Origin of the sequence: Streptococcus sp. 116-D4, assembly GCF_009731465.1 — a bacterium.
GTDB lineage: Bacteria > Bacillota > Bacilli > Lactobacillales > Streptococcaceae > Streptococcus > Streptococcus pseudopneumoniae_E.
The window spans coordinates 1,624,893-1,646,618 of the sequence record NZ_AP021887.1 but is presented as its reverse complement, the minus strand read 5'-3'; the positions used below and the strand labels follow the sequence as shown (position 1 = coordinate 1,646,618).

General features: G+C 36.2%; 18 protein-coding genes and 2 pseudogenes. 17 read left to right on the top strand and 3 right to left on the bottom strand.

Features of this window, described 5'->3' with window-relative positions; all coding sequences use genetic code 11:
• The first annotated feature begins 278 nt into the window (after positions 1-278).
• From UKS_RS08260 to rpsI, 4 genes are all read left to right on the top strand, one after another.
• A complete protein-coding gene (locus UKS_RS08260; protein WP_156012662.1) occupies positions 279-1,172 on the top strand; it encodes an ABC transporter ATP-binding protein in 894 nt (297 codons plus the stop codon).
• A complete protein-coding gene (locus tag UKS_RS08255; protein ID WP_156012660.1) occupies positions 1,169-2,368 on the top strand; it encodes an ABC transporter permease in 1,200 nt (399 codons plus the stop codon). The genes UKS_RS08260 and UKS_RS08255 overlap by 4 nt, the downstream gene beginning before the upstream one ends.
• Before the next feature lie 215 nt (positions 2,369-2,583).
• Positions 2,584-3,030 carry a 50S ribosomal protein L13 gene (gene rplM, locus UKS_RS08250; protein ID WP_001044624.1) on the top strand — a complete coding sequence of 149 codons (447 nt, stop codon included), beginning with the start codon at positions 2,584-2,586 and terminating at the stop codon, positions 3,028-3,030.
• Positions 3,031-3,048: 18 nt separating this feature from the next.
• Positions 3,049-3,441: a 30S ribosomal protein S9 gene (gene rpsI, locus UKS_RS08245; protein WP_000075964.1), complete on the top strand. Its 393-nt coding sequence runs from the start codon at positions 3,049-3,051 to the stop codon at positions 3,439-3,441.
• Between the two features lie 106 nt (positions 3,442-3,547).
• On the opposite strand, the gene UKS_RS08240 is transcribed toward rpsI, so the two are convergent.
• The 3 genes from UKS_RS08240 to UKS_RS08230 form a co-directional block, all read right to left on the bottom strand.
• Complete coding sequence (locus tag UKS_RS08240; protein ID WP_156012658.1) at positions 3,548-3,943, bottom strand: tyrosine-type recombinase/integrase; 396 nt, start codon at positions 3,941-3,943, stop codon at positions 3,548-3,550.
• A 269-nt stretch (positions 3,944-4,212) separates the two neighbouring features.
• Positions 4,213-5,751 carry a response regulator transcription factor gene (locus tag UKS_RS08235; protein ID WP_156012656.1) on the bottom strand — a complete coding sequence of 513 codons (1,539 nt, stop codon included), beginning with the start codon at positions 5,749-5,751 and terminating at the stop codon, positions 4,213-4,215.
• Entirely contained in the window at positions 5,732-7,402 is a 1,671-nt protein-coding gene (locus UKS_RS08230; RefSeq protein WP_156012654.1) for a sensor histidine kinase, read from the bottom strand. The genes UKS_RS08235 and UKS_RS08230 overlap by 20 nt, the downstream gene beginning before the upstream one ends.
• Before the next feature lie 202 nt (positions 7,403-7,604).
• Here UKS_RS08230 and UKS_RS08225 point away from each other — a divergent pair, with 202 nt between their 5' ends.
• The 13 genes and pseudogenes from UKS_RS08225 to UKS_RS08165 form a co-directional block, all read left to right on the top strand.
• The gene (locus tag UKS_RS08225) at positions 7,605-8,522 is read left to right on the top strand and encodes an ABC transporter permease (protein ID WP_000861541.1); all 918 of its coding nucleotides are present in this window, start codon (positions 7,605-7,607) and stop codon (positions 8,520-8,522) included.
• 17 nt (positions 8,523-8,539) lie between these two features.
• Entirely contained in the window at positions 8,540-9,436 is an 897-nt protein-coding gene (locus tag UKS_RS08220) for a carbohydrate ABC transporter permease (RefSeq protein ID WP_000870790.1), read from the top strand.
• A gap of 9 nt (positions 9,437-9,445) precedes the next feature.
• Positions 9,446-11,011: an extracellular solute-binding protein gene (locus UKS_RS08215; protein ID WP_156012652.1), complete on the top strand. Its 1,566-nt coding sequence runs from the start codon at positions 9,446-9,448 to the stop codon at positions 11,009-11,011.
• Between the two features lie 204 nt (positions 11,012-11,215).
• Complete coding sequence (locus UKS_RS08210; RefSeq protein ID WP_156012650.1) at positions 11,216-11,860, top strand: YesL family protein; 645 nt, start codon at positions 11,216-11,218, stop codon at positions 11,858-11,860.
• Positions 11,857-14,070, top strand: a complete 2,214-nt coding sequence (locus tag UKS_RS08205) for a glycoside hydrolase family 31 protein (RefSeq protein ID WP_156012648.1) — start codon at positions 11,857-11,859, stop codon at positions 14,068-14,070. The genes UKS_RS08210 and UKS_RS08205 overlap by 4 nt, the downstream gene beginning before the upstream one ends.
• 401 nt (positions 14,071-14,471) lie before the next feature.
• Positions 14,472-15,944, top strand: coding sequence for a peptide MFS transporter (locus tag UKS_RS08200; RefSeq protein ID WP_173020480.1), 1,473 nt, complete (start codon positions 14,472-14,474; stop codon positions 15,942-15,944).
• Between the two features lie 504 nt (positions 15,945-16,448).
• Complete coding sequence (locus UKS_RS08195) at positions 16,449-17,135, top strand: helix-turn-helix domain-containing protein (RefSeq protein ID WP_156012646.1); 687 nt, start codon at positions 16,449-16,451, stop codon at positions 17,133-17,135.
• A gap of 3 nt (positions 17,136-17,138) precedes the next feature.
• On the top strand, positions 17,139-18,554 hold the full coding sequence (locus UKS_RS08190; protein WP_156012644.1) for a Y-family DNA polymerase: 1,416 nt from the start codon (positions 17,139-17,141) through the stop codon (positions 18,552-18,554).
• Positions 18,551-18,916, top strand: a complete 366-nt coding sequence (locus tag UKS_RS08185; protein ID WP_156012642.1) for a hypothetical protein — start codon at positions 18,551-18,553, stop codon at positions 18,914-18,916. The genes UKS_RS08190 and UKS_RS08185 overlap by 4 nt, the downstream gene beginning before the upstream one ends.
• Positions 18,906-19,196 (top strand): DUF5960 family protein, encoded by a 291-nt coding sequence (locus tag UKS_RS08180; protein ID WP_049497177.1) that lies wholly within the window; start codon positions 18,906-18,908, stop codon positions 19,194-19,196. The genes UKS_RS08185 and UKS_RS08180 overlap by 11 nt, the downstream gene beginning before the upstream one ends.
• Before the next feature lie 158 nt (positions 19,197-19,354).
• A pseudogene (locus UKS_RS08175) lies at positions 19,355-19,645 on the top strand (helical hairpin domain-containing protein); the annotation flags it as partial.
• Positions 19,646-19,804: 159 nt separating this feature from the next.
• Positions 19,805-21,358 (top strand): BCCT family transporter, encoded by a 1,554-nt coding sequence (locus UKS_RS08170; RefSeq protein WP_080977097.1) that lies wholly within the window; start codon positions 19,805-19,807, stop codon positions 21,356-21,358.
• Positions 21,359-21,367: 9 nt separating this feature from the next.
• A pseudogene (locus UKS_RS08165) lies at positions 21,368-21,475 on the top strand (LysR family transcriptional regulator); the annotation flags it as partial.
• Positions 21,476-21,726 lie beyond the last annotated feature (251 nt).

Here is a 21,726-nt window from a genome sequence, read left to right as displayed (position 1 = left end):
TTGCCGATGCTAATCTATAGTCTATCAAAACTATACCATAAAATAGCATGATAAGCTAGGCAGGATGATAAAGATTAGTAGTAACAATTCAGGATCAAAAATCGACAGTTGAGGATCGGAGGTGATAAATTGGAGTTTACTACTGTATAATGGATTTATCACTAAAAACGCTCCAGGTCATATTTTACACAGCGATAGTTTTATAAAAATGGACAAAAAATATTGTAAAGGCTATCAAAAAGGAGTATAATAAGTGAAAGAAATTTCGGAGGTGAAAGATGCTAGAAGTAAGAAGTCTAGAGAAAAGTTTTGGACCCAAGCAAGTTTTGTTTGGCATTGACTTTCAAGCGCGATCAGGTCGTATTTTGGGATTAGTCGGGAAAAACGGTGCTGGGAAGACAACGATTTTCCACAGTATTTTGAAGTTTTTAGAATACCAAGGAGAAATCAGTCTAGATGGTCAGGAGATTCGTCAAGAGACCTACGCTCGGATTGGCTATCTGCCTGAAGAACGCAGTCTCATGCCTAAATTGACAGTCCTTGAACAAGTTCGCTATTTGGCGACGCTAAAAGGCATGGATGCCAAGGAAATTAAGGAAAAACTCCCTCAATGGATGAAGAGGTTGGAAGTGAAAGGAAAGCTGACAGATAAAATTAAGAGTCTGTCAAAAGGAAATCAGCAGAAGATTCAGCTCATCATTACTCTGATTCATGAGCCAGACTTGATTATCTTGGATGAGCCTTTCAGTGGATTGGATCCGGTCAATACAGAATTGCTCAAGCAAGTCATTTTTCAGGAAAAAGAGCGCGGAGCAACCATTATCTTTTCTGACCATGTCATGACCAATGTTGAGGAACTTTGTGATGATATTCTGATGATTCGAGATGGTCATGTAGTCTTGCATGGGCCGGTCCAGGATGTCCGCAATCAATACGGCAAAACGCGTCTCTTTGTTTCAAGTGAATGCAGCAAGGAAGAATTGGAAAACCTTCCTCATGTCAAACAGGTGAGCTTGACCAAGCAAGGCAGTTGGAAATTGATCTTGGAGGACGAGAGCGCTGGAAGGGAACTCTTCCCAATCTTGACTCAGGGGCAATATATCGCAACCTTTGACCAGCAAGCGCCAACAATCGATGAAATCTTTAAACTAGAATCAGGGGTGGAAGTATGAGAAATATGTGGGTTGTAATCAAGGAAACCTATCTTCGACATGTCAAATCGTGGAGTTTCTTCTTTATGGTGATTTCGCCGTTCCTCTTTTTAGCCTTATCTGTAGGAATTGGCTACCTCCAAGGGTCTTCTATGGCCAAGAATAGCAAGATAGCAGTAGTAACAACAGTGCCATCTGTGGAAGAAGGGCTCAAGGGTACTAATGGTATCAACTTTGATTATAAGGATGAAGCCAGTGCCCAAACTGCTATCAAGGATGAGAAAATCAAGGGTTACCTAACCGTCGACCAAGAGGACAGCGTCATCAAGGCCGTCTATCATGGTGAAACCTCACTAGAGAGTGGAATTAAGTTAGCAGTGACCTCTAAGTTGAATGAACTCCAATCCCAACTCAATCGTTCAGAAGCAAATTTGTCTCAGGAACAGGAAAAACGCTTGGCTCAAACGGTTCAATTCACAGAAAAGATTGATGAAGCTAAGGAAAATAAAAAGTTTATTCAAACCATGGCAGCAGGAGCCTTAGGATTCTTTCTTTATATGATCTTGATTACCTATGCGGGTGTAACAGCTCAGGAAGTAGCCAGTGAGAAAGGAACCAAAATTATGGAGGTGGTCTTCTCTAGTATCCGAGCTAGTCATTATTTCTACGCTCGCATGCTGGCTCTGCTTCTGGTGATTTTGACCCATATTGGCATTTACGTTGTGGGTGGACTTGCTGCCATTCTCCTCTTTAAAGATTTGCCATTCTTGGCTCAGTCTGGTATTTTGGATCACTTGGGAGATGCATTCTCACTGAATACCTTACTCTTTATTTTGGTCAGTCTCTTTATGTACGTCGTCTTAGCTGCCTTCCTAGGTTCCATGGTTTCTCGTCCTGAGGATGCAGGAAAGGCTTTGTCGCCATTGATGATCTTGATTATAGCAGGGTTTGTCGGTGTGACTTCTTTAGGTGCTGCTGGTGACAATCTAGTTCTGAAAATTGGTTCCTACATTCCTTTCATTTCGACCTTCTTTATGCCATTTAGAGCCATTAATGGCTATGCAAATGGGTTAGAAGCATGGATTTCGCTTGCGATTACGATTGTTTTTGCAGTAACAGCAACAATCTTCATCGGGCGTATGTATGCTAGTCTCGTTCTGCAGACAGATGATTTAGGTCCTTGGAAAACCTTTAAACGTGCCTTATCTTATAAATAGAAGAACCTCGCGAAAGCGAGGTTTTCTAGAGACAAAAAGAGTGGAATTTAGAAAAATATTTTTCATATCTATTGACTTTTTGGGGTAAAATTTGGTATGATAGTAGGCGGTATTGTTTACCCCATTTGAAAGGCCCCGGAACCTTCCAAATACTTTTCGATGGGAAGGAACACCCATCACCGTAAACAAAAATCGAACTATATATAGGAGAAATCATGAACAAAACAACATTTATGGCTAAACCAGGCCAAGTTGAACGTAAATGGTACGTAGTTGACGCAACTGATGTACCACTTGGACGTCTTTCTGCAGTAGTTGCTAGCGTACTTCGCGGAAAAAACAAACCAACATTTACACCACACACTGATACAGGTGACTTTGTGATTGTTATCAATGCTGAAAAAGTTAAATTGACTGGTAAAAAAGCAACTGATAAAATCTATTACACTCACTCAAACCACCCAGGTGGATTGAAACAAATCTCTGCAGGTGAACTTCGTTCTAAAAATGCAGTACGTTTGATCGAGAAATCAGTTAAAGGTATGCTTCCACACAATACTCTTGGACGCGCTCAAGGTATGAAGTTGAAAGTATTTGTTGGAGCTGAGCACACTCACGCTGCACAACAACCAGAAGTTCTTGATATTTCAGGACTTATCTAAGGAAAGGAACAATAAAGTATGTCACAAGCACAATATGCAGGTACTGGACGTCGTAAAAACGCTGTTGCACGCGTTCGCCTTGTTCCAGGAACTGGTAAAATCACTGTTAACAAAAAAGATGTTGAAGAGTACATTCCACACGCTGACCTTCGTCTTGTAATCAACCAACCATTCGCAGTTACTTCAACTGCAGGTTCATACGACGTTTTCGTTAACGTTGTAGGTGGTGGATACGCTGGTCAATCAGGAGCTATCCGTCACGGTATCGCTCGTGCCCTTCTTCAAGTAGACCCAGACTTCCGCGATTCATTGAAACGCGCAGGACTTCTTACACGTGACTCACGTAAAGTTGAACGTAAGAAACCAGGTCTTAAGAAAGCTCGTAAAGCTTCACAATTCTCAAAACGTTAATCAATACGATTATATCAACGTTTCAAAGCACTCAAGGGTTTACCCTATGGGTGCTTTTTTCGTGTTTTTTTAAAAAGTTTACCTCAAAGTTCACCTTATTTTCACCTTATTGTTTTAGAGACTTTAAAGCAAATTCACCTACTGTCATAGGAATTACATTAGAGGTATTTACATAAATCTGTGTTGTTCCTGTGTCACTGTGTGTTAGAGCCTCAGAAATAGCTTCTAAGCTCATTCCTGCTTCTTTAGCAAGCGTTGCACCTGTATGTCGCAATTTATGAGGTGTAGCATGTTCCAGCTCTTTATGTCGCTTTCTGATACTTTTCATTTTATTGTTTAGATAGTCAGCATGTAAAGGTTTGTTGATGTTTCCTCTTGTGTCGACATATGTAAAAACAAATTGTCCTGGATTACTGATGATGCCAAACTTTGCTAGTTCATATTTTTGTTGTTCTTTCCAAGAAGTAAGGAGCTGAAGTAAGTCATTAGAAATAGATAAAATAGTTTAGCAAAACTCAATTTAGGAGAAAATGAAGGAAATGTTTCCATAATAAAAACACCCCAAAAGTTAGATTTTTTCTGTCTAACTTTTGGGGTGCAGTTCATAGTATGCGTTTTATCCTATAAATATTTACTAGATGTTCTTCTCAAGCTGACTTTTTAAAAGTTACCTTATCAGCAATTTCAAATAAGTTTATGGAGCTATCTTTGGAAAAAATGTAGACTGTCAAAGCTTACCACAGTCCGTAGTATTTCAATAATTCAGATTGCTTACATTTTATTTTGATAAGTTTTACGGTAATCTCCAGGAGAAAGTCCAGTCCTTTGTTTAAAAATTTTAGTAAAGTAAGAATAATTATCATACCCTACTTGACAAGATACCTGTGATATCGAGATATTTGTTTGGGATAGGAGAGATTTAGCAGCATTAATGCGCTTATCCGTTATATATTTAACAAGAGTTTCTCCAGTTTCTTTTTTAAAAATTCTAGCTAAATGATCTGCACTGAGATAAACCATATCTGCTAATATAGAACGATTTATATCTTCATAGTAGTGATGATCTATGTATTCGACGATACGTTGAATACTATTTTTCTGGTTTTCAATGTTTGTTGCAAATTTCTTAGCATGTGACCAGTAATAATCAAAGTAATCCTGAAAAGATTCAATTGAATGAAAGCGTCGTTGGAATAGGAAATCATGAGTGCTATTTTGGAACAGTTTATGTGCCGAAATTCCATTTTGATCTAGATATATTCCTATTTGTTGAGTCCAATCCAGTAAAATTTGTTGTAGCGTGAAAGTAGGGATTTGAGAATTATAGACGAGTGAATTAATTTTTTCTCTTAATTCATATTCGCTTAAGCTATCTAAAAACGTAATTGAAAGAGTTTCTGTTTTGAAAGAAGTTGGGAAACTATGTGGAACACATGTAATAGTATTCCAATAAGAAACATACTGTTCATTATAAGTGTAGAGTTCTTTGGTATGAAATAAAATATCTGATATTTTATGGCAACTCTTATATATAATATTTGAGTATTTACTAAAATTATTAGAAATTTGAGAATGAATTTCATATGCCAATTTGTCACTACGTTTGGATGAGTCTACTCTAAAGAGACAAACATATTGATCAACCTGGCTTTCCATCTTGAACAAACTTATCAGCTTATGAGAAGGTTGTGAAATCCTTTGAAGTTCTCTTTTTAGTTGAGAAGTCCATGATGGAGTTTCTGCAGAATAATCTTCTTCATTAAGATTGATTGTTAAAACTGCAAGGAAAAAATATTGGTGTTTTTGAAGAATAAAAGCTTGTTTACTTGCTATGTTTTCTAGCTCATCAATGCGAGAAATTTGAGGTTTTCTAAGGTAATCATACCAGAAATTATCTTCTATTTGTAAAAGTGCATCATTTTTCCCGTTTGAGTTATGATTCTCAATTTTACTAATGGCTTTTTGAATAATAAATTCTAATTTTTCAAAATTAATAGGTTTTAGATAGTATTCGAAACTTTGCAATTCAATTGCTTTTTGAGCATAGTTGAAGTCGGCGTAATTGGTTAAAAAAATTGTTTTTATATCATATTTTTCATTTCTAATCCACGATAAGAGTTCGAGACCGCTACCTTGAGGCATTTCTATATCACTTATCATGAGATCAATAGGATGCTCTCTAATAATATTTTGAGCTTGAGTGAGGCTATAGGCAACATAAACAATGTCAATGTGTAGTTTAGCCCAATTTATTTTCTCTCGTAAAGCTTCAATGATAAAACGATCGTCATCAACTAATAAGATGTTCATTATAACCTCCGTCTATAATCTTGTATGGAATAAGTAAAAGAATTTTAGCCCCACCTTCTTCATTATTTTCAAATGTAATAGTATAGTCGTTGGGATAGAGAAGATTTAAACGTTCGATGGTGTTCGTGATCCCAATATGATGTCCATCTTCTGTTATTAGAGACTGTTTCTGATTTAGTTTTGATAAAATTTCTTCAGAGAAACCTGGACCATTATCTTCGATACAAATCCGAATATAATCTGAGTTCTCAGTTTTTACTTTTTTTATCGATAGCAAAATTGTAAATAAATCCTGAAATGAAAACCCGTGTTTGATTGTGTTTTCAATAAATGTTTGTAAAAGTAATGATGGGACAAGAGTATTTTGTAGGTCATCATTGTAGTTTAGTGAAAAGTAGATACTATTTCCATATCGAATTCGTTGTATTTCTAAATAATCTTTAATATGCTGAACTTCATCTTTAAGTTCTGAAAAATCTTGATTAGCCATAAATAAATGACGGAGATAATTTGAAGTTAGGATAGTTAACTCTTCAATTTCCTTATAGTTTTTTGTTTGAAGCATACTATGAATCATTGATAACATGTTTAAGTAGAAATGCGGACGGATTTGGTTCTTAAGATAATTAAGTTCGATCTTTTTAAGTTCTAGTTGTGAATGGTATTCCCGTATTTTTAATTCTTGCATGTCAAATATCACTTTATTAAGTTTATCATTTGCCTTATCAATTTCTAGTATACCTTCAGATATAAAAAATTCAGAAGGGGGGATGGAGTCCCCAAGTTGAGAGAGGCGTTCAGTGAGTCTTGTTATCGGTTTAATCATCCACTGACGAATATACAGGATAATGATGATTGATAAAATGGTGATAATAATAGGAACGGCTGACAAAAATACTTCTAAGAGTGTGATATTTCTAAAGACTTCGGCATAATCGACTAAAACATAAATATCGAAAGGTAAATGCGTTTTTTCATTTTGAGCATGAATTAGGTAATTAGAGGACGGTATATTGTTAGGCTCTTTTAGGGAGAGTTTACCATTATTACCAATATTAAGTTTATTGAGAGGTTTTAGGATATCTTCTGAGGATATGACGGCATAAATGATTTTTCCTTCGTAATGAACAGATTTAACTAAGTATTCGCTGTTTTTAGTAGTTACATTTTTCCATTTACGGTCACTTATATCACTACGCAATGATTTTAGATTTGATTTTAACAGTAGATAATCTTCATATGGAATATAAAGATTGGAGACATTTATAAAATGATCAGTACTATCGGTTTCTAATAAGAATGTCATATGAGTTTCATTTTGATATTCAAACTCTGCAAAGCTAGTTTGAACTTTTTTGAGATCTTCTTGATAGTCAAGAAACGTTTGTACATGATTTAATTTCTCTAAAGATTCATTATGCGTTATTGTTGAGTACATAAAGCGTTCTACAGAATGCAATTTCTCATTAACAGAGTCAGCATAAATTTCAATTGAACTACGTAGGTGTACTATATTTTGGTTTTTAATAAAATTTCTGGTTATGTTACTCATAGCAATATTGATTAAAATATTTATCAATAGTAGTACAAGTAGGAGTTTAAAGAAAAAATGAATAGAATGTTTTTTTGATAAGTCGTGATTTAATTTCATATACTAGTCTCCTATTAAAATTATAGCACTTTGAAAATATGATATCATGTAACAAAACAGATATGTTTTATGAAGATGTCGGAAAAGTAATAGTTCTTAAAATTAAAAAACTGAAAAATTGATAAACCTAGTCCAAAAAGTTATATTAAGGGAATTCTTTATGGTGTAAAATAATCGTAGAAAGTCAGATAGGAGGAAAAAAATGAAAGTAGCATCTCAACTTCATAAAATAAAATTAAAGCATAGTATTCCGTTATACATATTACTTTTTCCTTCAATATTGCTATTAATTTTATTTTCCTATATTCCCATGTTGGGATTAATTATTGCATTTAAAGACTACTCACCAGCCAATGGTATTTTTGCTAGTCAGTGGGTAGGATTTAAGTACTTTACTCAATTTTTCTCATCATTCCAATTCGGGACAACTATGTTCAATACATTAAAAATTTCACTTTATAGTATTGTAGTAGGATTCCCCTTGCCTATTATACTAGCTATCATTAGTAATCAGTTAAGAGTTGGGAAATTTAGAAAAATATTTCAAGTAACAACTTACTTACCCCATTTTATCTCTACAATGGTTATGTGTGGGATGATTATATTATTTTTATCTCCTACTAGCGGTTTGTTAGCGAATGTATTTAAGTCTGTTGGAATTACTATTCCAGATTTTTTATCAAAACCTACTAATTTTGCAGGTGTTTATGTTTGGAGTGATGTATGGCAACATATTGGTTGGGATAGTATTATTTATCTAGCAGCGCTTTCTGCAATTGATCCTACATATTATGAGGCTGCAACTATGGATGGTGCCTCTAGATTACAAAAAATTAGGCATATAGAATTACCATTACTTTTGCCAACTGCTATGATTTTACTAATATTAAGAGCAGGTAGTTTATTAAGTGTAGGTTTTGAGAAAGTGTTACTACTACAGAATCCACTTAATTTAGCAGGAAGTGAGATAATTTCGACCTATGTTTATAAAGTTGGTATGGTGAACTTTCAGTATAGTTATTCGACAGCTATAGGGTTATTTAACACCGTAGTCAATCTAATAATTTTGTTATCTGTTAACTGGTTCTCGAAAAGATATACTAGAACGGGTCTTTTTTAAAGGAAGGAGTGCTCAAGGTGAAATGGTTTCATAAATCAAGAAAAACAAACTCTGAATTATTATTTGATATAGTTACCTATGGTTTAGCAATTTTCCTTATCCTGTTAATTGTTTATCCGTTATGGTTTGTAGTGATTGCATCTTTTAGTAATCCTTCAGATGTTGCAAATGGAAAGGTATGGTTTATTCCTAGAGAATGGAAATTAGATGGATATTTACGTCTTATTCAACAACCTTTATTCTTACGTAGCTATCTAAATACCATTTTATATACTGTTGTTGGTACCTTAGTTGCTTTAGTAGTCAATATTCCAGCTGGTTATGCTTTATCTAGAAAAGAATTAGTTGGTAGAAAATGGATGAGTATTCTATACATAATCCCTATGTTTGTATCAGGTGGCTTGATTCCTACCTACTTAACAGTAAAGAATGTTGGCTTGATTGATACATTTTGGGTAATGGTAATACCTTTTGCAGTTTCATCATACAATATTATTGTTGCTAGAACTTTCTTTAATAATAGTATTCCAGACGGGATGTGGGAGGCTGCGCAAATTGATGGATGTGGTACAATTCGTTATTTTATTAAGATAGTCGTTCCTTTATCAAAAGCTATTATAGCAGTTATTGGACTTTGGACTGCAGTTGGTATTTGGAATTCGTGGTTTAATGCTTTAATTTATTTAACGAATGAAAATTTGCAACCATTGCAATTAATTTTACGACGTTTACTAATTAGTAACCAAATGTTACAATCGCAAGCAACAGGAGAAGTGGCATCAGATCTTCGTATCAAGGCCGATATGATGAAATATGCAGCAATTGTTATTTCAACCGCTCCGATTATGTTGTTGTATCCCTTTGTTCAAAAATATTTTAATCAAGGCGTAATGATTGGCGCGTTGAAAGAATAGGAGAAAAACATGAAAAGTAAATCATTTACATATTTGTTCTTAGGAACAGTTACACTTGCTGGCTTGACAGCCTGCGCAAATTCCAATAATGCGAATACGGATGATAAATCTGGAGAAGATTCTTATAAAATTACGACTGTTCGTTGGTCTGACTGGGGAGAAGATTATCATAAAGGTTTTCTAACAGATTCTGCCAAGGAAGCAGGTATTGATGTTAAATGGGACACACTTGTAGCTGCAGATTGGGCAGATAAGAAATCTGTTTTGGTTGCTAGCGGAGATTTACCAGATGCATTTTTAGGTTCAAATGCTTTTACAGATTCAGAAATTGCTCAGAACCAATCTCTATTTATTCCATTGGAAGATTTAATCAAGGAAAACATGCCTAATTTAACTAAGGCTATGGAGAAAGAACCTAAGATTAAAGCTATGATTACTTCACCAGATGGTCATATCTACAGCCTGCCTAAAAAATTACCAATGCGTCCTACAGTAGCTAATCAGCTATTTATTAATAAAAAGTGGCTAGATAATTTAGGGTTAAAGGTTCCAGAAACTTATGATGATTTAGTAAAAGTACTACAAGAATTTAAGGATAAAGATGCGAACGGAAATGGAGACGCTTCTGATGAAATTCCATTCGGAGCAGGAAACTTTGATCCAACATTCTCATATATTCTTCCATTCAATAATCGTTTAGGTGCAGATAATACGTATGAAATGTCTGTAAAAGATGGAAAACCAGTCTACCTTCGTACAGAAGAAAGTTACAAACAAGGGATTGCAGCAATGCACGAATCTTATAAAAAAGGTTTGATTGATCCGGAAATCTTTACAGAAGATACCTCTATGAGTGTAGCGAAACGTATGGATAAGGGAGTAGCTAGAGTAGGTGTTTCTAGTGGTTGGACAGCAGATGCAACGTTTGGCTTACATTCAAGTGAATATATTGCTCTACCTGCTTTAAAAGGTATGGATGGAAAACAATATGTCTTTTCTGACCCAGATCATTACAACTATGGTCGCAATGAAATTTTGATTACAAATAAGAGCAAAAATCCCGCTAAATTATTGAAATGGTTGGATAAATTATATACAGATGAAGCAAGTATTCAGAATTTCTATGGATCATTTGGAATAGCTACTGAAAAGAATGGTGATAAGTTTAAAGTATTACCTCCTAAAGATGGTAAATCAGCCGATGAGTATGCATGGATTCATTCACTTCGAGATTTTGGACCTAAATACGTAAGCGATGATATCAATAGTCGCGTAGAAATCGATCAAACACAAGGTGATGGATTGAAATTGAAGATGGACCAAGATTTGAAACAGTTTGCGTTGCCAGCTTATCCTAATGTGATTTATTCACAAGAAGAGCTTAACAAATTGTCATCAATCTATGTGAGTATTGAATCTTATGTCAAACAACAAGCATCTAAATGGGTGGTTGAAGGTGGCATAGAAAAAGAATGGGACTCATACAAAGAAACTCTTAAGAATATGGGATTGGACGAATTTATGAAGATTCAACAGGAAGCATATAATCGTTACCAAAAAGAAGTAAAAGAGTAATACTTTATATGAACTCTTGGTTGTATAAACAAGGGACTAGCTAATTACAGGAAGCGAGACTGATAACATCAAATTATCTCGCTTCCTTTATTCTAATTTTTAAAGAAATTTGGAAATGTTTTTTAAATAATTTAGGTAATATTTTTGTGCAACTGACATTCTAAAATATAGAGTTAAGACGATTGATTTTATGGAGAATATATTATGCAAAAATTATTTTCATTAGATGGAAAAGTGGTTAGAATTTTAACTTTTTTGACAGATTTAATTATTTTAAATACTCTATTTATTGTTAGTTGTATTCCAATAGTTACAATTGGGGCATCACTAACTTCTCTTACGACAATGTGGTATCGTATTTTAAAAGGTAAAGATACCGATATTGCTTATCATTATTTTCGGATCTTTAGACAAAATTTAAAACAATCAACTTTTATTTGGTTGTTTATCCTCCTAATAGAATTACTTTTATATGTGAACTATTGTCTTTGGGGCTATTCAAGTTTATTTTCAGAGTATAGTTTATTGTTAGTGTTGCCCTTTTTATTTGTTATAATACTTTTTATGAGTGTTATTTTTCCCTATATTGGTCTATTTAAAGATAATCTAAAAAATAGTATTGTAAATAGCGTATTAATTTGTATTTTAAATCCAATACAAGCTATCATGTTGGTTTTATTTAATATTTCTGTACTGTATATGAGTTTTAGTAGTCCAGAACGAGTTTTAACAGCTATTTACGTATTTACATTTGGGGGATTTGCTTTTTGCGGATTGATGAATGTAACGATAACAAATAAAATGTTTGATAAAGTAAAGCAATTTAATAAAAGGAGGGAAACAAATTGAAAATTTTTAAGGGAGAGTTTTATCGAATCTCTGTATTAACAGATAAGTTAGTAAGGCTAGAATACTCTCAAACTGGAAGTTTTGAGGATAGAACGACACAACTTATCTATAATAGAGATTTTGGTCAAGTTTCGTTAGATTATATCGAGACATCAAACGTACTAGATATTATGACGGACTATTTTCATCTGCACTTTAATAAAGGAGAATTTAACGCCGAAAATTTATTTATAGAATTAAAAGGAAATTTTGCCGTATATGGTAGTCGCTGGTATTTTGGTGAATCTATTGAAACGTTAAAAGGAACAGCTCGGACTCTGGATGAGGCAGATGGAGCAATCTCGTTAGAAGATGGAATTATTAGCAGAAATGGTATAGCCTTATTGGATGATTCTAAAGGATTTATTTGGGATGAACAGTCTGGTTATATTGAGAGAGAAAATCAAATTGACTTGTATTTCTTTGCTTATGGGCATGATTATAGAGGAGCAATCAGAGACTTTTACCATTTGACTGGCTCAACACCCTTGTTGCCACGATATGCTTTAGGCAATTGGTGGAGTAGGTATTGGCCATATACGTCAGATGAATATTTGAATTTAATAGACAGATTTGAAACAGAGAAAATTCCATTATCTATCGGTGTGTTAGATATGGATTGGCATATAACTGACATTCCAGCTCGTTTTGGAAGTGGCTGGACAGGATATAGTTGGAATAGAAACTTAATACCTAATCCAGAACAGTTATTGCAACAACTTCATGATAGAAAGTTAAAACTCTCCTTAAATGTACATCCTGCTGATGGTATACGGGCTTATGAAGAAGCTTATCCTCGAGTCGCCAAACGATTAGGGTTAAATGTAGAATTAGAGGAACATGCTATTTTTGATTTTTTTAATCCCTCTTTTAGGGAATCCTACTTTAAAGATGTTCATTATGAGCTAGAAAAGCAGGGAGTAGATTTTTGGTGGATTGACTGGCAACAAGGGACTCAAGGTATGTTGGATCCACTGTGGCTTTTAAACCATTATCACTATCAGGATAGTTGTAAAAATGCAGAAGGTGGCTTAATTTTATCAAGGTATGCAGGTCCTGGTAGTCACCGCTACCCTGTTGGTTTTTCAGGGGACACTATTATTAGTTGGAATTCCTTAAGATTTCAACCTTATTTTACAGCGACAGCATCTAATATCGGTTATAGTTGGTGGAGTCATGATATCGGTGGGCACATGCTGGGGGATTATGACGAAGAGCTACAAACTAGATGGCTACAGTTTGGCGTTTTTAGTCCGATTACTCGCTTACATAGTTCTAGAAGTCCCTTCAATAGTAAAGAACCTTGGTTTTTTTCAGAAACAACATCTAAGATTATGAAGAAATACCTTCGTTTGAGACATCAGATGATTCCCTATCTATACACTATGAATGTAAAGACACACGAGGAAGGTGCTCCATTAATCAGCCCAATGTATTATTTCTACCCAGAGAATAATGAGAGCTATAATGTTCCAAATCAATACTTTTTTGGAACAGAACTGATGGTGGCTCCCATTGTAGAAAAGATGGATTTGGCATTCCAATCTGCAAAAGTGGATGTATGGTTCCCTGAAGGTGAATGGTATGACTTCTTTTCAGAGAAAAAATATACAGGTGGTGTGAAGTTGAGTGTCTATAGAGACATTTCGACTATACCTGTGTTTGCAAAAAGTGGTGCAATCATTCCCTTGGTTGGTTCTGAGATAGGTATGGGTGTTGATTTACCTGAAGTTGTAGATTGGTATGTATTCCCAGGCAAACAACATTCTTTTGAAATGATTGAAGATCAAAAAGGTCAAAGATATAAAACAAGATTATCAATCGATTGGGAAATGGGAATGGTAGAGTTAACATTACAAGGAGATTCTAGTATCATTCCAAGCAATAGAAAACATAGAATTCATTTTAAAGGAACGAATGTGTCTATAATTGAATTGCCAAATAAGAATGATACAGCTAGATTTGAATGTAAAGATAATAAAAGGACATCCCTAAATGATGAAGTTTTTAGACTACTAAAGACAGCTTCTCTTCCATATGAATTAAAAGATAGATTGTTAAATCAATTCATCAATGCCCAAAATTCTCATGACTTAATGAATATCTTGCATCATCAGGATAAGGAATTGAGAGGGCGTTTGTTAGAAATAATATTTACTAGCAAAAACTAATTGAGAAATTTCGTACACAATTTCTATTCTTTAATTACTAATTATTTATTTTTTAATGTGTAACAGTTTTACATCTCTATGCTTATTGGCTTGTATTTTAGTAATGACAAGTTTGGCATAGGGATTTTTTTGTTTATTGAAGAGGAGAGGCTAAGATGAGTAAGTTTCAAGTTTTGAAATATGTTTTAAACTAAACAAGAGCAAATTTTTAAAGGTGATTTCTCAAAGTAACTTTCTCTTGCCTGACCGAAGTGGAAGTTAGTCTGAAATGGATTTTTATGATGGAATTAAGTATGAGACGTGTGGGCTTGTCAGAAAATTTTCTAAAAAAACATGATTTGTTTGACATTTATTTGAAAATTCTGTAAAATGAATTGTTATATCGTTAAAGGAGAATATGTATGGAAAAACAGAAAACATTTTTTGGACATCCTATGGGCTTGTCCACGCTCTTCTTTACAGAGATGTGGGAACGCTTTTCTTACTATGGGATGCGAGCTATCCTACTTTACTATATGTACTATAGTGTGCAAGATGGTGGGTTGGGGATGGATAAGACCACGGCTGCATCGGTTATGGCGATTTATGGCTCGCTGGTATTTTTGTCCTCGGTTGTCGGTGGTTTTGTCAGTGACCGTATTTTAGGAAGCCGTAAGACTGTCTTTTACGGTGGGATTCTGATTATGCTAGGGCATATTGCTTTGGCAACACCTTTTGGACAAATGGCTCTCTATTTTTCTATTGCCTTGATTATCTTTGGAACTGGATTTTTAAAACCCAATATCTCAGATATGGTTGGGGGAATTTATGAGAAAGAGGATGATAGACGGGATGCAGGTTTTAGTATCTTTGTCTTTGGTATTAACTTAGGTGCCTTCGTTGCCCCTTATCTAGTGGGTTATCTAGGTCAGGAAGTCAATTTCCACCTAGGTTTCTCACTAGCTGCCATTGGGATGTTCTTTGGTCTGGTGAAGTATGTTTTAGATGGGAAGAAGTATCTGCCTGAATCAAGCCTTTACCCCACTGATCCCCTTTCACAGAAGGAGCAGCAGACCTTGATTAAACGCTTGCTGATTACACTTGTCGTGGTTATTCTCGTGGTTATAGGTCTAGTCTTTACTCACCAGTTTAACGTGGATATGATTGTTAATATCTTTACAGTGATTGCGGTAATCATTCCAATCTACTATTTCTTCAAGATTTTATCTAGTCAGAAAATAACTGCCACTGAGAGATCCCGAGTATTTGCCTACATTCCTTTATTTATCGCTGGAGTACTCTTCTGGTCTATTGAGGAGCAGGGGTCTGTTGTTCTCGCTCTATTTGCGGATGATCAAACTCGACTTTACTTTGATGTATTTGGGAATCAGATTCATTTCCCATCTAGCTTTTTCCAAAGTATCAATCCACTTTTCATTATGATTTATGTGCCGATTTTTGCATGGTTATGGGGGAAAATGGGTAAAAAGCAACCGTCCTCTTCTAAGAAATTTGCTTATGGTTTATTTGCGGCAGGTTTATCCTTCTTGTGGATGACGTTACCAGGGATGCTCTTTGGGACAGATGCTAAGGTCAGTCCTTTCTGGTTGATTATGAGTTGGGCTATTGTGATTGTGGGGGAAATGTTGATTTCTCCGATTGGTCTATCAGTCACTAATAAGCTAGCACCAAAATCCTTCCAAGCACAAATGATGTCTATCTGGTTCTTGAGTAATGCTGCTGCCCAAGCTATCAATGCTCAAATTGTAAAATTTTATACGAGCGAAACTGAAGTTGCTTACTATGGAATTGTTGGAGGGATTACAATTGTATTCGGTATTATCTTACTCTTCTACGTTCCACGTATTGAAAAACTAATGTCTGGTATCAAATAGAGAAAAACTGGAATTTCTGTAGGAATTCTAAAACTTAGATCAATTATTTATTCAAAGGATTTAGTTCTGTATTGTATAGGGCTAGATCCTTTTAGTTTGATTAATACTCTTCGAAAATCTCTTCAAACCGCGTCAACGTCGCCTTGCCGTAGATATGTGACTGACTTTGTCAGTCTTATCTACAACCTCAAAGCAGTGCTTTGAGCTGACTTCGTCAGTTCTATCTGCAACCTCAAAACGGTGTTTTGAGCTAACTTCGTCAGTCTTATCTACTACCTCAAAACAGTGTTTTGAGCAATCTGCGGCTAGTTTTCTAGTTTGCTCTTTGATTTTCATTGAGTATAAAACTCACGATGTTTCTGATTTTCCTAGTAGACATTTGTCTACATTTTTTATATAATAAAATTAAACCAAATTGGTTGATTTTTATGAAGTGACGCAACTAAAAATTAGTCTTTCTAAGAGAGATAATATCCATTAAAGCATCATAATAGGAGGTGAAGTATGTATCAGCCAGAAAAATTAAAGGCTCGAAGGAAAGAGTTAAAACTGACACAGAAGGAGATCGCAGAGCAACTTGGGATTAGTTTCCAGGCTTACTCAGCTTGGGAACGTGGAGTCAAAGAACCGTCTAAGGAGAAGGTAGCTCAGCTAGAGAACATTTTAAAAGTACCAAAAGGATATTTTACTCAGATCGAGATTGTCCGTCTCTACAATAGTCTCTCTAAGCAAGGGCAGGAGAAGGTTGTTCTCTATGCTCGCAACCTATCTCAAGAGGAGCAAGTCCAGAAAGTGACAGATATGCCAGAGCGCCTCTACGAGTACCGTGTTTATGAACGCATGTCAGCGGGGATTGGGGCTTCGGTCTACGATGATCGGAATTTTGATACGGTTTACTTTAATGAGGAGTTGGCCCATGATTTTGCGTCATGGGTGTCTGGGGACTCCATGGAACCTAAATACCAAAATGGCTCCGTGGCTCTGATTCGAGAGACAGGATTTGACTATGACGGGGCGGTTTATGCAGTGGTTTGTAACAACCAGACCTATATTAAACGGGTTTATAGAGAGGAGAAAGGATTGCGTCTGGTCTCTATCAATCCTAAATACAAGGATATTTTCATCTCCTATGAGGAAGAACCTCGGATTGTGGGGATTATCGTTGGGAACTTCGTGCCGATGGAGGGCTAGCCAATGGGCTACTTTGATTATTCCAGAGAGCCTAAAAGTGACATTGCCTTTGTCGATATGAAATCCTTTTATGCCAGTGTTGAGTGCGTGAAAAGGGGCTTGCATCCGCTAAAAACCTCGCTTTGTGTCATGAGTCGCGCGGATAATTCAACTGGTCTTATCCTAGCCTCCTCTCCCCTGTTTAAGAAGATTTTTGGCAAGTCAAATGTTGGTCGGGCCTATGATCTGCCCTTTGATGTCAAGACCCGCAAATTTTCCTACTATAATGCTAGAAAGCAAGGGCTACCTACCGACTCAGACTATGTTCGCTACATCGAAAATTGGGCTCAAGTCACCTTGATTGTGCCACCTCAGATGGGCGAGTACATTGCAATCAATATGGAAATCCAGCGAATCTTTCAGAATTATGGCAGTCCAGATGATATTTATCCTTACTCTATCGATGAGGGCTTTATTGACCTGACTAGTTCGCTCAACTATTTTATCCCAGACAAGAGTCTCTCTCGTAAAGACAAGCTGGATTTGCTATCTGCTCGTATTCAGAGGGATATTTGGAGGAAGACAGGAATCTACTCTACAGTAGGTATGTCCAATGCCAATCCCTTACTGGCTAAGTTGGCTCTGGATAATGAAGCCAAGCACACTCCGACCATGAGGGCCAACTGGTCTTACCAGGATGTGGAAGAGAAGGTCTGGGCCATCCCTAAGATGACGGATTTTTGGGGGATTGGCAGGCGAATGGAGAAACGCTTGTATGCTCTGGGGATTTTTTCCATCAAGGAATTGGCAACCAGCAATCCCGACCAGCTAAAGAAAGTTCTGGGTCAGGCTGGTCTGCGTTTGTGGTTTCATGCTAACGGGATTGATGAGAGCAATGTTCATAAGCCCTATAAAGCCAAATCCAAGGGATTGGGGAATTCTCAAATCTTGCCGAGAGACTACGTGAAGCTAAGGGATATTGAAATTATTCTCCGGGAAATGGCGGAGCAGGTAGCTATTAGACTGAGAAGGGCGGGTAAGAAAACAAGCCTTGTCTCTATCTATGTCGGATTCTCTAAACAGGAGGTCAGACCGTCTATTCACACACAAATGAAGGTCGAACCGACCAATAATACTGCTGTCTTAACGGATTATGTTTTGAAGCTATTTCATAGTAAATACACTTCTGGAGCGGTCAGAAGGGTCGGAGTCAACTATTCAGGATTTGTGGACGAGTCCTTTGGTTTGATCTCCCTCTTTGATGATGTTGACAAGTTAGAAAAAGAAGAAAGGCTCCAGACGGCTATTGACTCCATTCGGGAACAATTTGGTTTCACTTCTCTCTTAAAGGCCAATGCACTGGAAGAAGCCTCTAGGAGCCTTGCCAGAAGCAAGCTGATTGGGGGACATTCTGCTGGAGGATTAGACGGATTACAATGATTGATCGTTCTTATTTACCTTTTCAATCTGCGCGAGATTATCAAGATCCAGGTATGCAGAAATGGATGGGATTTTACCTTTCAGAACATAGCAGTTCGCTTAGGGAAGAAAAAAATAGAGAAGATATCTCCATTTCTCTCTCAATGGAAGAGAAAGTTTTACTTGTTCGGCAGCTTTATACGAATGCATTTCCTGCAACGTTTGTTTTTAAGTTTTCTAATCAAAGAAAAGTAGTCTCGGGTACTATTAAAGAGATTGGGAAAGAGTTTATATCTATTAAGTCAGAAACTAGTTTTCTTCGTTTAAGAAGGGAAGATATACTCGATATCCAGATAGAAGGTGAGGAATTACATGAATCGTAAAGAATTATATGATGATAAATTGCAGCTAGATTATTTTTCTGATTCTTATTTACGGTTTGAATCAGATTTTTACAAGTATTCCGCTCTAGATATACCATTAACATTTATCACTGATGATATTTTACGCACAATGGCTATGTCTCAAAAACATTATTTTAAACTTAACAAAAACAAATCTTTAGACGGTCGTGACCACTATTTTGTTTTTTCTATCAAGATGAACAAAGACAGTAGTGGCATTAGACAGTATGAATATCAGAGACATTGTTTTAGTTTGTAAGAGTCCAATAGGGCTCTTTTTTCTGTGATAATTTTATCAAAAAGTATTTGTTATACTTTTTGTAATTTAGATTTATATTGGGGTTTTGGGGGCGAAGCCACCAAGTTATCTTATCGTTAGCTGTTAAAACTGGAAAGTTCTGGGCAGCTGGCAATTTTACAAATCTGCAAGAAAATACTGCCACTTTAAACAAGATGGCAGAAATCGTTGTAAGCTTACAAAGTGAGAATCAAGATATCAAGAGACTAGCTAAGTATGAATGTTCTAAAATGAATTTATCGCAGGACATAACGATTGGACAGATTGAATCTGAGATTAAATGGTTACAGAATCAGCTAGACAATAAAATCGAAGAATACGAAAATGCGGTGAGGAAATTGGAGGAATTAGTGAAGATATTAAATAAAAGGTACTTGAGTAAAATAGAAAAAATACTAGATGAGCTTTGATATTACAAAATTATTGCTATTTGTACCGAGAGAACAAAAAAGAAATTGTCATCTGCTTATACAAACTATATCTAAAAGGTTTTGTGTTATAATAAAATTATATAGAATTTTAAGTTTTCTCAAAAACTTTCTATAACTAAGAACACATAAGGAGGTAAAATGGTGAAGCGTTCTAAAATAACAAAAGTTTTTCAGCTTTCACTCGTCATCATATTTATTTTAGTCTTGTTAGGGCTCTTTGTTCCCCAGCAGTTTCAAAATATTAGTTCTTATTTAAAAAATCTCTTAACAACTAGTGTTGGCTGGTTTTACTTGTTATTGGTTACGGGGATTTTAGTTTTTTGTGTCTTTTTAATTGTAAGTCCGATAGGGCAGATTCGTTTGGGTAATCCCACGAGTCGGCCAGAGCATTCGACGACGTCATGGATTGCCATGATGTTTTCTGCTGGAATGGGGATTGGTCTGGTCTTCTATGGGGCAGCAGAGCCTTTGAGTCACTTTGCTATCTCGACGCCCAATGCAGAAATAGGCAGTGCGGATGCTCTCGCAGATGCTTTTCGCTTTACTTTTTTTCATTGGGGATTTCATGCTTGGGCGGTCTATGCTCTGGTGGGATTGTCTTTGGCTTATTTTGGCTTTCGTAAACGGGAGAAATATCAGCTCTCAGTCGTCTTTAAGCCTCTTTTTGGAAAATATGCGGACGGACCAATAGCAACCATTATCGATACCATCACCATTATTGCAACAGTGATTGGGGTAGCGACAACGCTCGGCTTTGGTGCCTCACAAATCAATGGTGGTCTCTCCTATGTCTTTGGTATTCCTAATAATAGTCTTGTGCAAGTCATCATTATCATCATTGCGACAATTCTTTTTCTTATTTCAGCCTTATCAGGTTTAGGAAAGGGTGTTAAAATCCTATCTAATACAAACTTGATTTTAGCTGTTGTCTTGCTTGCTGGAGTCATAGTTTTGGGGCCAACGGTTAAGATATTTGACACCATGACAGACTCTATCGGCCTTTATTTTCAAAACTTCTTCCGTATGAGTTTTCGGGCGGCGGCTTTTGATGAGACCAAGCGGGATTGGATTAACCAATGGACCATTTTTTACTGGGCATGGTGGATTTCCTGGTCACCTTTTGTGGGCGTCTTTATTGCCCGTATCTCAAAAGGTCGGACTATTCGCGAATTTTTGACAGTAGTGCTTTTGACACCAACAGTCCTTAGTTTTATCTGGTTTTCTGCTTTTGGTACCTTATCTACTTCACTACAAGATTCGGGGGTTGATTTGATACATTTTGCCACAGAAGAAATTCTTTTTGCATCTTTTAATGAATATCCTCTGGGAAGTGTCCTTTCACTCCTGGCAATTATTTTAGTTTTAACCTTCTTTGTGACCTCAGCGGATTCTGCCACCTATGTTTTGGCCATGTTGTCTGAAGATGGCAATCTAAAACCAAGTAATCGTAAAAAGGTGATTTGGGGTGTCATGCTGGCCTTGATTGCTATTGCACTCATGTTTTCTGGTGGATTGACAGCTTTACAAAACACGCTCATTATTGTCGCTTTGCCATTTTCCATAGTACTAGTGTTGATGATGTGGTCGCTTATGAAAGAGTTATATCACGAAAAAGAGCAAATGGGACTCGCCATTACACCAGATCGATATCCTGAGAAGAATCAACCGTTTAAATCTTATGAGGAAAATTAGGAGGATGGCATAGAGTTAAGAGTGCTTCGTTATTTTATTACTATTGCTGAGGAGGGGAGTATCTCCAAGGCAGCTGAGAAGCTGATGATTACTCAGCCGACACTCAGTCGTCAGTTATAGGATTTGGAGCAGGAACTTGGGGCTCTAGTCTGTATTGAGGGGGCTGTCAAAAACAGAATCGATGCTGAGGGAACTTTTGTCCCTATGGAGCCTTCTCTCAACTTTGAGACGATATTAGTCTGGAAGGAAAGTCGCTATCTTTCTCTTGTGGCGCAAGAATTTTTAAAGCGGATTAAAGTTTATTATTCAGCAGAGTTATTCTAAAGAAATAATAAACTAGTAACGGGGCGGCCAGAATCATTCTGTTT